The sequence below is a fragment of the Corynebacterium guaraldiae genome (genome assembly GCF_053480195.1).
Window position 1 is genome coordinate 122,166 of sequence record NZ_JBRBAU010000002.1, and the last position, 14,042, is coordinate 136,207.

A 14,042-nucleotide genomic window follows, 5' to 3' on the forward strand; every position below is an offset into this window, starting at 1 on the left:
GAGCCTCCTTTAGTTGGTGGGCGGAATAGGCAGGGAATGCTCTTGGTCGGTGATGACGTTGATCAGTGCCGGTACCCCGTCGTTGGCGATGGCGTGCAAAGCGCGGGCCACGGCCTCCGGTGCTTGTGCGTCATCGGTGACGAGCTCGCCGTGGGCACCGAAGCCGCGGGCGACGGCAGCAAAATCCGGGTTCACCAGCTGCGTGCCGGAGACGCGATCGGGGAAGTGCTTCTTCTGGTGGTCGCGGATGGTTCCGAACTCGCCATTGGACATCACGATGATGAGGAAAGGCGCGCCGTATTGCAGCGCGGTGGCCAGTTCCTGGCCGTTCATGAGGTATTCGCCATCGCCAGCAATGGTGACCACGGTGCGCTCCGGGAACTGTAGCTTGGTGGACACAGCGGCCGGGATGGAGTAGCCCATCGAGCCGTTGCGCACGCTGAACTGGGACGGGTAGACCGAGGAGCGCAGGAACTGCTGGGCCCAGATGCAGTGGTTGCCGGCGCCAAAGGTGTAGATGGAATCCTTGGGCAACTGCTCGTGGAGCGCTGCGAGGATGGCCTCCATGTGGGCGGTGCCCTCTTCACCCGGGCGGTAGTCCGCCGGCTCGGGAAGGGTGGCGAAGTCGAGGTGGTTCGCGTGCGCGGAATCAAACCACTCGCCGCGCTGCTCCGTGCCCTCGACGGTTAGGCGGTCCACGGCCTCCGCGAAGGCGGCCGGGCTTGCCACGATGTGTTCTAGCAGCGCCACCGAGTGGCCGCGCAGGCTGGTATCGGGGTTGATGGCGATGTTGCGCGCCTGCGGTGACTGGCGCAAGGTATAGCCGTCGGTAGGAACATCACCGAGAACGGCACCAATTTCGATGACGAGGGAGGCGGCTTCCAAAAGTTGCGCCGCGCGGGGGTCGCGGCCGTAGCCGAGCCAGCCGGCGTTGGCGGGGGAGTCGAAAGGCACGCGGTCGGCGGCGCGGAAGTCTTGAATGATCGGGATGCGCTGCTCTTCGGCGAAGCGAGTGATCTTCTCCGCGGCCTCCGGGGTCCAGCGCGGACCGCCGGCAAAAATGAGTGGTCGCTCTGCGCGGCTCAGTTCGCGGGAGAGGAGGTCCAGGTGATCGTCGGAAAGCGCGCCTTCCGCAACCGGGATGGGCGGGTGGATGGTGCCGGTGAACTCCTGGTGGAGAACATCTTCCGGCAACCCTACGATGACGGGGCCGGGGCGGCCCTGCTGGGCCTGGAAGAATGCTTCGGCCACGACGCGAGAGGCGCGCTCCGGATCGTCGAGGACGAAGACCTGCTTGGCCTGGGTGCCGAACCACGCCTTGGGATCGAATTCCTGGAAGGATTCGCGGTCGCGGTCCGAGGTGGGGATGAGGCCGACGAAGAGGACGAGCGGGGTAGCGTCCTGCCAAGCGGTGTGGATGCCGACGTAGGCGTTGGCCGCGCCGGGCCCGCGGGTGACCATGGCTACGCCGGGCTGGCCGGTGGCTTTGCCGTGGGCCTCAGCCATGTAGGTGGCGCCGCCTTCGTGACGGCAGACGATGGCTTCGACGGGGGAATCGTAGAGTCCGTCCAACACGGGAAGGAAGCTTTCGCCGGGTACGAGGAATGCGCGGGGCACATTGTGCGCGGCAAGTGATGCGGCAATGGCAGCGCCGACATGTGACATGGAGAACCTCCTTGGCTTTGTTGTGGTAGTGGTCTCATTATTCTTTGGTGATGTCATGTTGTCTAATGCTGCTAAAGCTCTAAAGCCATGCATATAGGGCATGGGGGCTGGTAAAAGTAGGGGAATGGACATGGTGAAGGCCAAATATTTCCTCGCGGTGGCTGAGGCCGGGACGGTGACCGCTGCCGCCTCACGCCTCGGAATTACTCAGCCGGCGCTGAGCCGCCAACTCCGGCGCTTTGAAAAGGAGCTGGACCTTGAGCTCTTCGTGCGCGCTGGATCTGCGCTTGTGCTGAGCGACGCAGCGCATGCCCTCATCCCTACCTGCCGCCGCCTCCTCGCTGCATCCGCGCGCGCCGGGCAGGCGGTGGAGGCACTTCGGGCTGGCAGAATTCCGGCGCTGCGCGTGGCGGCCACGCCGACGACGATGTCGACGCTTCTCGCTCCGTTTATAGAGGCCGCCGGCTCGTCGATTCCTCTGCTTACGACGACTCCGGTCTCGCACTACGACGTCTTCGACGCTCTGGAAGGAACCGCCGACATGGTGATTGCTACCATCCCGCCGGGCAATGACGTGGCTTCCTTGCCGCTGGGCACGATTCCGGTGCGCGCCTGGGTGCCGCCAACGCACCCGCTGGCGCTGGAGTGCGCGGGTTCGACCAGCGTGGAGGTCGAGCGCTTGCTGCAGGAAAATGTGGCGCTGCCCTCGCGGCGCAGCGTGTCCCGCGGGGTGGTGGATTCCTTCGTGGGCACGGCTGGCTATGCCCTGGGCTCGCACGTGGAGTGCGATGATACGGCGACGTTATGCGCCTTGGCGCGTGCCGGGCGAGCTGTAGCTTTAATGACGGAGCTGCAGCCGGCGCGGCTGGTGGGCTTTGATGTCGTTGATGGCGAGCGCGCGCTGGGCGGTGTGCCACTGGTGGCGGCATGGTCCCTGGGCCACTTCGCGGGGCAGGAGATAGAGCAGATTGCTCGGCGGTTCCGCAGTTTTATTGAGGGGTCGCTTCGCTAGGGTCTGCTTAGTTTGCATGCTTAGTTTGCATTGGGCATAACTGTCGTTGTTGCCAAAAATCAGGCCAGATCTTGAATCAGAGGCTATAACTTTGGCAGAACGGGCAGTTGCTCGGCATGTGGCGGGGCGCCATGTTAGCGTGGAGGCCAAACTTTCCGGGGGGAATGACATGAACCATGGCGTTGTGCGCGGCCTATCTAAAGGCGCGCTTGCAACTCGCGTGAGCCGTGGGGAGATTGCGAGAATCGCCAAGGGAATCTACGTCTGGGGCAGGCCCGAGCCTTTAGAGCTTTTGAAGCTGTTGCAGGAGCACCGTCCATACCTTAAGGCGACAGGTACAACGGCTGCCCAGGTACTCCTTGGCGAGCCTGTCACTTTTCCGCTGAGGCTCGCTAGTGCAGAGAGGATGCCGACATCGACCTTTTATGTGCACTCGCGGGTGAGCGTCACTAGTTTTGTCACTTTGTCGGGGATCCGGATTCTTAATCCTCTTGTCGCTATGAAGTCCGTTAGTCCTGATCTGGGGATTCGCGTCTTCGAATCTATCTATTCTTCGAAGTCGGGGCGTGCTCGCTTGGACAGCCACCGCGAAGCACTCAATGTCATCCCTGTTGCAAGCCAACGGATGCTGGAGCAAGCCGCCCTGTTCACGGATTCCGGTGCGGAGGTCAAGGTGGCGAAGGGACTGAAGAGGCGTGGGCTCAAAGTTGAGTGCAACGTTGTTATCGGCCACTACACCTGGGACATCGTGCTCCCAGAGCTCAAGGTTGCGGTAGAAATCAACGGGATGAAATTCCATTCCCAGCGAGAGGCATGGCTACGAGACCATTGGAAGAACAACGAGGGTGCGCTGATTGGGTGGCTCACGTTGCGCTACACAGGTCATTGCGTGGCACATCATCTGGACTATGTCATCGACCAGATAGCCAATGCCAGGAATCCGGACTTCGAGAAGCGCTACTTCAAATTCATCGGCTTCTGGCATGAGGGAGTGTTGCCGCCCAAGCCAAAGCCCTGGGAATACAGCGAGCACTTAGGGTATCTGCCGCCCGACTTGCCTGAGCCACCCGATTACCCGGAACCGCCAGATTTCCCGGAGCCACCCAACTGCCCTAGATGACGAAGTTATTGACAGATCTTGAGTCGGAGGCGATAACTTTGGCAGAACGGGCAGTGTGGCGAGTGGTCCTAGCAGTGGGCCGCGGGCGCTAGGTAGCAACCAGCCCCTCAACAATGAGCGCCACAGCCGCGCTGATGGCCACGATGATGACGATGCGGTTGAGCACCGTGGCGTTGATGAATCGGTTGAGGTAGCCGGCGGCGATGAGGCCCACGATGGCTACCGGCAGGTAGGCTGCGGCCGCGGTGAGCTGCAGGCTGGTGATTTGCCCGCTCAAGGCCAAGGTGGCCAGCGAGATGGCGCAGCCAATGATGAACGTGCCCGACAGGGTGCCGCGTATGCGGGCGGGGTCGTATCCCTTGAGCACTAACGCCATGGGTGGCCCACCGATGGAGGTCGACGTGCCCAGGAACCCCGAGGCAACGCCCGCCACCGCGATGTTGGTGGTGGTTCGCTTCGGCGACCAGCCAAGACTAGACAAGGTCATGGCAAAAATGACGGCGCAGCCGATGAAAAGGGAGAGCCCGCGGTGGGAGAGGGAGGCAATGGCCCACGCGCCGAGCAGGGAGCCGGGTATTCGCGCGATGGAGGAAATGGCCACGATGTCCCACGACACCGCTGAGCGTGACTTGAGCATCGTCGTGGTTGAAATGACGAAGGCCAGCAGGAGGATAAGCGTGGGAACAAGCTCCGGCTTAATCAGCGCCAAGATTGGGGTGGCGATGGTGCCCAGGCCGAATCCGATGGTTCCCTGGCAGATTGTGCCCACGAGGATGAGTAGGCCGATGAAGACGTAGAGCCAGCTGAACATCGGTCTACTATCTCACGACAAGTTTTAAGCGCGGACAGTGACCTTCTCGTTGGCCGCGATTTCCTCCAAGCGGTCCGCCGAGCACAATCCGGACACGATGACGGCCGAGCCACCCGCAGCCAGTGGCTCTAACACAGCACGTTGGAAGGAGGCGGTGTCGCTCCACCCTGGAGACAACACGCGCTCAGCGCCCAAATCCGTGGGGAAAAGCTTCGGAAGCGGAGTGGTAGAACCATAGAAGTGATCGCCATAAAAGCGCACCGTGGGGCCGAAGTCGATGGTGCCGAGCGGCAACTCGCCGCCGCTTTCGACAACGCCGCGGCCAAAAGGATCTCGCGTGACCAGCACCGTGTCGACCAGTGGGGTAGAAGCCGAGCCGGCGGTGGCCTCGAGGTAGGCCTCCGGGCAGGTGAAAACTACGGCGACATCATCGGCGTGTGGTTCTGGGGCAGCCGCACCATCCGTAATGTCAAAGGGGATGCCCGCGGCTAGTGCCCCGAGCGCAATGACGGCAGCCTGCCACGACACCGGAAGGTCGATGAGGATGCGAGAATCGGTGCCAGGCTCAAGGTCGAGCTCTTCCAACAGCATGTTGGCAATCTTGGAGGTCCAGTTCTCCAGCGTTTGCGCCGAGAAGTCCATGCGGGTGCCGTCAGTTTCGTTGTAGACGCTGAGGCGGGGAGCGGAGGCATCGGCGGACAAGAGATGCTGAAGGAGTTCCATGTCCGCCCATCGTAGGTGGCGGGCGCTCAGCCCGCCACGGCGCTCTTAATTCACGCAGCGCGGGCCGTCGCCGCCGGCGTCGATTTCCGGTGCCACCTCCGCAGTACCGAAGTCATCGCCCGGGGTACCCACCTGCTGGGTGTCGCCGCCTTCGCTCGTCTCGGCGGAAGCCTCCTCTTCTTGCGCGGAGTCATCCTTCGGGCCGGAGTAGTCATCGGTAGCCACCACGATGAAGGTATCCGGATCGAGCTCTTCGTTGGCCGTGACCGGCAGGCCACCGAGCTGCTCAGCCAAGGCTTGGGCGCGCTCATCGTTGGCATCCGCGGCCACAATCTGGGACTCGGTATACAGGCCCGACTGCGCATTGGCGGTGCGCTCAACGGTGTAGCCCACGTTCTTCAACCACGCGCCGATTCCGCCGGCCATGCCGTCGACGGTGCCGGCGTTCAGGACGTGGAGGTTGAGGTCCTCGGCTACGGGCTTTTCGCCGTCTTCGCCTTCCTGGTCGGTTGGGGCATCCTCAGACTTCTTTTCTTCCTCAGCCTTCTCTTGGGACTTGGCCAGATCATCCATGAAGCGGTGGACCTCCACGGTATCGATGGTCACTACCGATTCGCCATAATCGCCTACGCCGGTAATGGAGGTCACCGGGATCGTCGTAAAGGTCACGTTGCCGCCGGCCAAACCGGCCAGCTGGGTGACGAATCCCATGATGTCCCAGCCATCATCGATGACAACGGAGCGCTCCACGGCATCGGAAATCTTGTTGAGCTTGCCCGGGGACGTCAGCGTTCCCGAATCCAAAACCTTCGAGGTCAGCGAGGCCATGTAGGCCTGCTGGCGCACGATGCGGTCGAGGTCGCCGCGCGGCAGGTCGTAGCGCTGGCGCACGAAGGACAAGCCCTCGGAGCCCTTGAGGGTCTGGCGCCCCTTCGGGAACTTCGCACCGGACATCGGATCATCCACGTCATTGTTGAGGCAGACATCGACGCCCCCGACGGCGTCGGTAAGCAGCACGAAGCCCAAGAGCCCCACCTCAGCGTAGTGATCAACGCTGACATCCGTGAGCGTGCGCACCATCGAGATGAGACCAGCACGGCCGGCCTCCGTGCTCTCCTTCTCCATCTCCTTCTCCGTGTGAGGAGGCTTCTTACCTGCTGCCTCAGCTTCAGCGTTCTCCTGCTGGAGCTCCTCCATCTTGGCGGACTTGTGGAGCGCGAAGACGGCATTGATCTTGGTGTTTCCGAACTCGCTGTCGTGGACATAGGTATCGCGCGGGATGGACACCGCAGTCGCGCGCGAGCCATCGTTCGGAATACGGATCACCATGATGGTGTCCGTGTTTTCCTCTCCTTCGTCCACGCCGGCATGCAGATCTGCCAGCTCCTGTTCGGAAAGCGGATTCCCCTTGGCGTCGGTGCGGGAGTCCTTGCCCACGAGCAGGATATCTACCGCGCCATCGAGACTGCTGTCCTTGAAACCACCCTGGTTGCCCAGCGCCAGGTTCGACGCAGAGGAGATGTCATTTCCCAGCTTGCCCACGGTGAAGTAACCCACGCCGGAGACCACGAGGACGACGGCGGACAAGAAAGCGACGATGGCTTTCACCGGCGTCGAGCCTCGTTGGGCGGTGGGCGCGGACTGCGAGGGCGCGGCCTGGATATGGCGGGCGGCGCGCGGGGAGTTCGGGGAAGTCACGGGACTAGTTTAGGTGAGCTCGCTGCAAAAACGTGAAGCAGTGTCGCGGGCGCGTGCGCGCGTTGGCGTTGGGTACGCTCAGATTCATCGTGAAGAATTTACAGAAACCCCTGGCCGTGGTCACCGTGACCTTTTCTCCCGGCCGTTACCTCAGCGACTTCTTGGCATCGCTGCGCTTGGCGACGTCCCGCCCTACCCTCACCATCCTTGCCGACAACGGCTCGACCGACGGGGTGCCGGAAGCCGCCGCGCGGGAACACGTGGACGTGGAATTCCTCGATACCGGCGGCAACATCGGCTACGGCGCGGGGATGAACGCCGGCGCGCGCTTTGTGCGTGCGCGTGGAGTCGATGACGAATTTTTCCTCATCGCCAACCCAGACGTGACCTTTAGCGAAGGCTCCCTGGATGAGCTGATCGCGTGCGCGCGCCGCCACCCGGATGCCGCGGCGGTGGGGCCGCGCATCGTGGAGCCGGATGGCAGTAACTATCCTTCGGCGCGCGCAGTGCCCACGTTGCTCACGGGAATTGGCCATGCGCTGTTCGGAACGATCTGGCCCTCCAACCCGTGGTCGCGCGCCTACCGCGATGACGCCGATATGGACAGCGAGCGCCCCGCCGGGTGGTTGTCCGGCTCCTGCCTGCTGGTGCGCTGGGAGGCTTTTGAACAGATTGGCGGCTTTGATGAGCGCTACTTCATGTATTTGGAGGATGTGGACTTAGGTGACCGCTTCGTCCGCGCCGGCTGGCGCAATATCTTCTGCCCCACGGCGGTGATTACCCACGCCAAAGGCCATTCGACGCAGGCGCACCGCGGCGCAATGTTGCGCGCGCACCATGATTCGGCCTATCGCTTCCAGGCGGACAGGCACCCGCACTGGTACCAAGCGCCCCTGCGCGTGGCCCTGTGGCTGGGGCTGCGAGTACGTGGGCTGGTATTAAGCGCGTGCCGCGACGGCTCCTGAGCTAGGTGCGCCTATACACTAACGGTGGCTTATCTGAAAAGAGATTAAGGAACGATATGACTGAATCAGCGCCCCAGTGGGGATCGACGGCCGATGCCGTCATTCTGGTGGGAGGTCGCGGCACTCGCCTGCGCCCGCTGACGATTGGCACACCGAAGCCGATGCTGTCCACGGCCAACTACCCATTCCTTCAGCACCTCCTCGCCCGCATCAAGGACGCGGGGATTGAGCACGTGGTGCTCTCCACCTCGTATAAGGCGGAGGTTTTTGAGGAGTACTTCGGGGACGGCTCAGATCTGGGTCTGGAGATCGAGTACGTCGTGGAGGAAACCGCGCTGGGTACGGGCGGCGGTATCCGCAATGTCTACGACAAGCTGCGCCAGGATACGGTCATGGTGTTCAACGGTGACGTTTTGTCCGGTATGGACCTCAACGGCATCCTCGATACTCACCACTCGAAGGATGCCGACGTGACGATGCACCTGCTCAACGTTGCTGATCCCCGCGCGTTTGGCTGCGTCCCGACGGATTCCAACGGGCGGGTGACCGCTTTCTTGGAGAAGACCGAGGATCCGCCGACGAACCAGATTAACGCTGGCTGCTACGTGTTTAAGAAGGATGTTATTGCGACCATCCCGGAGGGCCGTGTGGTTTCCGTGGAGCGCGAGACCTTCCCGCAGCTGCTGGAGTCCGGCCGCCTAGTGGTTGGGCACGTGGACAACTCCTATTGGCGCGACATGGGCCGCCCGGATGATTTCGTCCGCGGTTCTTCCGATCTGGTACGCGGCATTGCGCATTCACCGTTGCTGGTGGGCCGCACGGGCGAGTCCGTGGTGGATGAGTCCGCGGGTATTGCCGGTGGCGTGCTGTTGCTGTCGGGTACGGCTGTGGGCCGCGGGTCTGTCATTGGGGCGGGTTCGCGTTTGGACGGCACGGTGGTCTTCGACGGCGTGACCATTGAGCCGGGTGCCATCATTAATAACTCCATCATTGCCTCGGGCGCGCATATCGGTGCCAACGCGCATATTGATGGCTGCGTTATTGGTGAAGGCGCCACCATTGGCGCGCGTTGCGAACTGCAGGGCGGCATGCGCGTCTTCCCGGGTGTGAGCATTCCGGACGCTGGCGTGCGTTTCAGCTCCGACGCCTAAGCGCTGCGCCGTAAAAAGAAGAAAAGGCACCGGGAAGGAAGGAACCTTCTCGGTGCTTTCCGTATCTTTTGGGCGTGACGCATGGTTTTCATGGTGCGATTGAGATCCATGTGTTTTGCCCAACTGGGTGGCGACACGCCGAAGCAACCTTAGAATTGTTCACAGGGTTGGGGGTGGCCACTACATGTAGTACCCCCGATGATTGCCCCCTAGATAGGTAATCTGTGACGGATGTGAAAGTTGAGGATGCTGTACAGCGTTTTCGCTGGAGCCGCCGAAAAATCTCCCGCGACAGGTTGACGATATTTAGTGATTCGGTGTGAAATGACATCAGTGTAATCAACGGCACGGCGGGCACGGCACCGAAAAATCTTTTCGGTGTAGGGTCGGTGCCATCGAATCAAGAGAGAAACGACCTCGGAGAAAGGAAGCGGCGTGGACAATACAACGAATAACAGCGCTATTCTCCGTGGCGGTGCTGCTGCAGAGATGTCGCTCGATGAACTCTTTGGTGCCGTCGAGCAGGAGTGGCAAGACCAGGCGCTGTGCGCCCAGACGGATCCAGAAGCATTTTTCCCGGAAAAGGGAGGATCTACCCGCGAGGCCAAGCGCATCTGCCAGGCCTGCGCGGTGCGCGATGAATGCCTCGAGTATGCCTTGGAGCATGACGAGCGCTTCGGTATCTGGGGCGGGCTTTCGGACCGTGAGCGTCGCCGCCTCAAGCGTGAGATTGGTTAGAGCTCAAAGCAGCTACTAACCAACATCAGTACTCCCCCTCACTGCCTAGTCCTATGTCATTTGGCTCGGGTCTCGGCGGTGAGGGGGAGTAGTGGTTTTAGGGCAGGGGCGCTCTGCACCCCTAGCCTTTACCAAGTAAAACGCGGATCGATATCACCGGGATCGACGTTGAGGTAATTGGCCACCAGAGCGGTTAGCACCGTGGACAGTAGCTCTTCACGCTCCTGCGCGGAGTGCACGCGCTCCTCCACGGGCATGCGGAAAATGACGAGTCGGGCGCGCGTGGGTTGGCCTTCGGAATCCACGCCCGCTGGGACGATGCGCCCGAGCGGAACGGGGCCATCGGCGATGATTTCATCCGGCAACACAGTCATATCAACTGAGAGGCGCATGCGGGGCACGGTATCAACGGCGAGATCGAGTCCGGTGAGCTGCTCGGCAAAGGCATTGTGAATGGGGGCGTAGGCCTCGAGCGCGGCCATGTCGAAGCGCTCGGCGCTGCTGCGGTAGCGCGGCGTATTCTGCGGCAACAGCGGCCCGCGGGCACCACGGCCATGGCGGTGGCGGGCCGGGCGAATATGCGGGCGGGGCGTGGTCATGCGGCTTAGTCTAAGCCGCATCGAGGCGGGCTCGTGGCGAGACGCGCCGCGCTGAACTATCTAAATCTCAAGTTAGGGTTTAGACTTGGGCTCGTGAATAGCTCTCGCCATTGCTCCCGCCCCGGCTGCGGCCGTCCCGCCGTGGCGACGTTGACCTACGCCTACGCGCAGCAAACCGCCGTCGTGGGCCCACTCTCCGAAGAAACCGATCCCCATGCCTGGGATCTGTGCGAAAAGCACAGCGCACGAATTACCGCCCCGCAAGGATGGGAAATGGTGCGCGTTGACCGCATCGAGCTCGATGAGGACGATGACCTTACAGCTCTCGCCGAGGCGGTCCGGGAGGCCGGGCGCGTGACCACTGGCCTGGTGGATGATTCCACTGCTGGTTCCGGCGCCGATCCCATTGACTATTCCGCTACTTTCGACGGCGCGGATCCGCGGAATTCGAACCACCCCGTGTTCCGAACCCGCCGCGTCCACGATGCCCGCCAGCGCCGCCGCGCTCACCTGACGGTGGTTCCGGACGCCGACTAGTTCGTCGCACGCGGATTACCGCGACTGACGGGGGTATGCTTGTGGGCTATGCGAACTCGTGAACAGCTCAATGCAGTGATCAAGGCCTATGACGTCCGTGGCGTCGTGGGTGAGGACATCGACGAAACCCTCGTGCGCGATACTGGCGCGGCCTACGCCGCCATCCTCCGCGGGGAAGGGGAGACCACCGTGGCAGTGGGCCACGACATGCGTCCGTCCTCCCCGCAGCTGGCAGCCGCCTTTGCTGAGGGCGCTGCCGCGCAGGGCCTTGATGTTATCCAGCTCGGCCTCACGTCCACCGATGAGCTGTACTTTGCCGCCGGCCACCTCAATTGCGCGGGCGCTATGTTCACCGCCTCCCACAACCCGGCTAAGTACAACGGCATCAAGCTCTGCCGCGCGGGCGCTGTTCCGGTGGGGCAGGAGACGGGGCTGGAGCAGATCAAGGACATGCTGATCGACGGCACCCCGGCCTTCGACGGTGAGCCGGGCACCGTCACTGAGCGTGAGGTTCTTCCGGACTACGCGGCATTCCTTCGCGGCCTGGTGCCGCTGGAGAACTCCCGCCCATTGGTCGTGGCTGTCGACGCCGCGAATGGCATGGGTGGCCACACCGTCCCGGCGGTCTTTGAGGGCCTGCCTTTCGACGTTCGGGATCTCTACTTTGAGCTCGACGGCACCTTCCCCAACCACGAGGCTAACCCGCTGGATCCGAAGAACTTGGTGGACCTGCAGAAGTTCACCGTCGAACAGAAGGCGGATATCGGCCTTGCTTTCGACGGCGATGCGGATCGCTGCTTCGTGGTGGATGAGAAGGGCCAGCCGGTGTCCCCGTCCGCCATCTGTGCGTTGGTCGCGGAGCGCTACCTGGATAAGTTCCCTGGTGCCACCGTCATCCATAACCTGATTACGTCCAAGACCGTTCCGGAGCTCATCGCGGAGAAGGGCGGCAAGGCCGTGCGTACCCGCGTGGGTCACTCCTTCATCAAGGCCCAGATGGCCAAGGAGAAGGCGGTCTTTGGTGGCGAGCACTCCGCGCACTACTACTTCCAGGAGTTCTGGAATGCGGACTCCGGCATGCTCGCTGCCATGCACGTGCTGGCTGCTCTGGGTGAGCAGGACAAGCCGCTGAGCGAGCTCATGGCGCAGTACTCGCGCTATGAGGCCTCGGGTGAGATCAACTCCACCGTGGATGACCAGAAGGCTACGACGCAGCGCGTGCTCGATGCGTTGGCGGACAAGATTGAGTCCGTCGACGAGCTCGACGGCGTGACCGTACAGCTGAAGGGCACCGACGCGTGGTTCAACGTCCGCGCCTCCAACACTGAGCCGCTGCTGCGCCTCAACGTTGAGGCCAAGACCGCTGATGAGGTGCAGGCCATCGTCGACGAGGTCCTCGGTATCATCCGCGCCTAGCGTGTGACGCACTAATTCCTTGAAGAAAAACTGCCCTATCTGACGATTTTCCCAGCGTTTATCGCGGCGAGAGAGATAACTTCGTCAGATAGGGCAGTTTTGGTTTTAGTTGGGCTGGGGTAGGCCAAAGCATAGGCGGCTCAGCCGAAGAGAGCGGCCGAGCCATGCTGGCCGGTCTAGTCGCGAGAGTGGGTGACCATCTCTTCCCACTCGACGAACTTCTTGCGCTCGCGGCCCTCTGCCTCACCCAGTGCGCGCTCGGCGGCGTCCAGTTTCTTCCAGCCCTCCCAGGTCAGGTGCTCCAAGCCCTTGGACTTGAAGAGTTCCACGATGTCCTCCTCGCGGGAGTGGGAGAGGTTGCCCGCATCGGCGTCGGCAAGCAGCATGCCGATGGTCTCCGTGGCATCGGACTTGGTGTTGCCGATGAGCCCCACCGGGCCGCGCTTGATCCAGCCGGTGGTGTAGAGGCCCGGCACGACGTCACCGTCGAGGTCGACAACGTGGCCGCCGTCGTTGTTGATGACGTTCTTCTGCTTGTTGAAGGGAACGCCCTCGATGGCATCGGAGCGGTACCCCACGGCCAGGTAGACGGCCTGTGCCGGCCACTCGGTGAACTTGCCGGTGCCGGTGACGGAGCCATCGCCGTTGAGGGCGGTGCGCTCAGTCTTCACTGCCGTGACCTTGCCGTTCTCACCGATGAACTCCACCGGCTGCTCGAAGAGGTGGATCTGCAGGGTGTGCGGAGCTTCCTTGGGCTCGCGGATGGCGTAGCCCTCCAAGGTCTGGCAGACCAGATCGCAGGACTTGGCCTCTTCGCGGGCCTTGAGGGAGGCCTCGTCGTAGTCGATGTCCTCTGGGTCCACCACCACGTTGATGGTGGGGGAGTGGTCGAGCTCCTTAAGCTCCAGCGGGGTGAACTTAGCCTGTGCCGGGCCGCGGCGGCCGAAGACGCGCACGGTGGTGGCCTGGTTTTTAGCCAGGGACTCGTAGACGTTATCGGGGATCTCGGTGGCTTCCTTAAGCTCATCGCCGGTCTTGGCCAGGATGCGGGCCACGTCCAGGCCCACGTTACCCACGCCGATCACCGCGACGTCGGTGGCGGAGAGATCCCAGGAGCGCTCGAAGCGCGGGTTTCCGTCGTAGAAGCCGACGAACTCGCCGGCGCCGTGGATGCCCTCGAGATCGGAGCCGGGGATCTGCATGCCCCGGTCACCAACGGCGCCGGTGGCGAAGACGACGGCGTCGTAGTATTCCTCAAGCTCGGAGACGGTGACATCGCGGCCCACAGTGATGTTGGACAGAAGGCGGATCTGTTCGGTGTCGAGCACTCGGTGCAGGGAGTTAATGATTCCCTTAATACGCGGGTGGTCCGGAGCCACTCCGTAGCGGATGAGCCCGAAGGGGGCTGGCATCTGCTCGATGAGATCGATCTGAACGTTGCCGCCGGTCTTCTTCACCAGGATGTCGGAGGCGTAGATGCCGGCTGGGCCGGCGCCGATGACGGCTACTTTCAGGGGCTGCTGGGTCATGATGGCCTTTCGGAATGTTGTAGTAACTAACGAAAGCTTAGGTCTAAACAAGCGTGGGTTTCATTGAACCGGCTTGTC

General features: G+C 62.4%; 13 protein-coding genes. 7 read left to right on the forward strand and 6 right to left on the reverse strand.

Translation table 11 applies throughout. From position 1 onward, the window contains the following. Positions 1-9: 9 nt before the first annotated feature. Positions 10-1,665, reverse strand: coding sequence for a thiamine pyrophosphate-dependent enzyme (locus tag ACUY3D_RS02120; protein ID WP_448240249.1), 1,656 nt, complete (start codon positions 1,663-1,665; stop codon positions 10-12). A 130-nt stretch (positions 1,666-1,795) separates the two neighbouring features. Here ACUY3D_RS02120 and ACUY3D_RS02125 point away from each other — a divergent pair, with 130 nt between their 5' ends. Both ACUY3D_RS02125 and ACUY3D_RS02130 read left to right on the forward strand, forming a co-directional pair. Continuing rightward, entirely contained in the window at positions 1,796-2,677 is an 882-nt protein-coding gene (locus ACUY3D_RS02125) for a LysR family transcriptional regulator (RefSeq protein ID WP_448240250.1), read from the forward strand. Between the two features lie 169 nt (positions 2,678-2,846). Beyond that, positions 2,847-3,797 carry a DUF559 domain-containing protein gene (locus tag ACUY3D_RS02130; protein ID WP_448240251.1) on the forward strand — a complete coding sequence of 317 codons (951 nt, stop codon included), beginning with the start codon at positions 2,847-2,849 and terminating at the stop codon, positions 3,795-3,797. An 88-nt stretch (positions 3,798-3,885) separates the two neighbouring features. Here ACUY3D_RS02130 and ACUY3D_RS02135 read toward each other — a convergent pair whose 3' ends face one another. Genes ACUY3D_RS02135 through ACUY3D_RS02145 form a run of 3 tightly spaced genes read right to left on the reverse strand, consistent with a single transcriptional unit; the run spans position 3,886 to position 7,029 of the window. Next, on the reverse strand, positions 3,886-4,608 hold the full coding sequence (locus ACUY3D_RS02135; protein WP_144014358.1) for a sulfite exporter TauE/SafE family protein: 723 nt from the start codon (positions 4,606-4,608) through the stop codon (positions 3,886-3,888). A gap of 24 nt (positions 4,609-4,632) precedes the next feature. After that, complete coding sequence (locus tag ACUY3D_RS02140) at positions 4,633-5,331, reverse strand: TIGR03089 family protein (protein ID WP_144268746.1); 699 nt, start codon at positions 5,329-5,331, stop codon at positions 4,633-4,635. A gap of 45 nt (positions 5,332-5,376) precedes the next feature. Next, the gene (locus ACUY3D_RS02145) at positions 5,377-7,029 is read right to left on the reverse strand and encodes an LCP family protein (protein WP_448240252.1); all 1,653 of its coding nucleotides are present in this window, start codon (positions 7,027-7,029) and stop codon (positions 5,377-5,379) included. Positions 7,030-7,118: 89 nt separating this feature from the next. On the opposite strand from ACUY3D_RS02145, the gene ACUY3D_RS02150 reads away from it, so the two are divergent. From ACUY3D_RS02150 to ACUY3D_RS02160, 3 genes are all read left to right on the forward strand, one after another. After that, positions 7,119-7,994: a glycosyltransferase family 2 protein gene (locus tag ACUY3D_RS02150; protein WP_070522600.1), complete on the forward strand. Its 876-nt coding sequence runs from the start codon at positions 7,119-7,121 to the stop codon at positions 7,992-7,994. Between the two features lie 56 nt (positions 7,995-8,050). Next, entirely contained in the window at positions 8,051-9,145 is a 1,095-nt protein-coding gene (manB, locus tag ACUY3D_RS02155) for a mannose-1-phosphate guanylyltransferase (protein WP_070522520.1), read from the forward strand. 489 nt (positions 9,146-9,634) lie between these two features. After that, positions 9,635-9,883: a WhiB family transcriptional regulator gene (locus tag ACUY3D_RS02160; RefSeq protein WP_005528147.1), complete on the forward strand. Its 249-nt coding sequence runs from the start codon at positions 9,635-9,637 to the stop codon at positions 9,881-9,883. A 128-nt stretch (positions 9,884-10,011) separates the two neighbouring features. On the opposite strand, the gene ACUY3D_RS02165 is transcribed toward ACUY3D_RS02160, so the two are convergent. After that, positions 10,012-10,482, reverse strand: coding sequence for a metallopeptidase family protein (locus tag ACUY3D_RS02165; RefSeq protein ID WP_070522522.1), 471 nt, complete (start codon positions 10,480-10,482; stop codon positions 10,012-10,014). 93 nt (positions 10,483-10,575) lie between these two features. Here ACUY3D_RS02165 and ACUY3D_RS02170 point away from each other — a divergent pair, with 93 nt between their 5' ends. Together ACUY3D_RS02170 and ACUY3D_RS02175 are read left to right on the forward strand one after the other, a co-directional pair. Further along, positions 10,576-11,019 carry a DUF3499 domain-containing protein gene (locus tag ACUY3D_RS02170; protein WP_083299235.1) on the forward strand — a complete coding sequence of 148 codons (444 nt, stop codon included), beginning with the start codon at positions 10,576-10,578 and terminating at the stop codon, positions 11,017-11,019. A gap of 48 nt (positions 11,020-11,067) precedes the next feature. Beyond that, positions 11,068-12,435 carry a phosphomannomutase/phosphoglucomutase gene (locus ACUY3D_RS02175; RefSeq protein WP_448240253.1) on the forward strand — a complete coding sequence of 456 codons (1,368 nt, stop codon included), beginning with the start codon at positions 11,068-11,070 and terminating at the stop codon, positions 12,433-12,435. A gap of 176 nt (positions 12,436-12,611) precedes the next feature. On the opposite strand, the gene ACUY3D_RS02180 is transcribed toward ACUY3D_RS02175, so the two are convergent. Further along, the gene (locus tag ACUY3D_RS02180) at positions 12,612-13,964 is read right to left on the reverse strand and encodes an FAD-dependent oxidoreductase (RefSeq protein WP_101735955.1); all 1,353 of its coding nucleotides are present in this window, start codon (positions 13,962-13,964) and stop codon (positions 12,612-12,614) included. Positions 13,965-14,042: the final 78 nt, after the last annotated feature.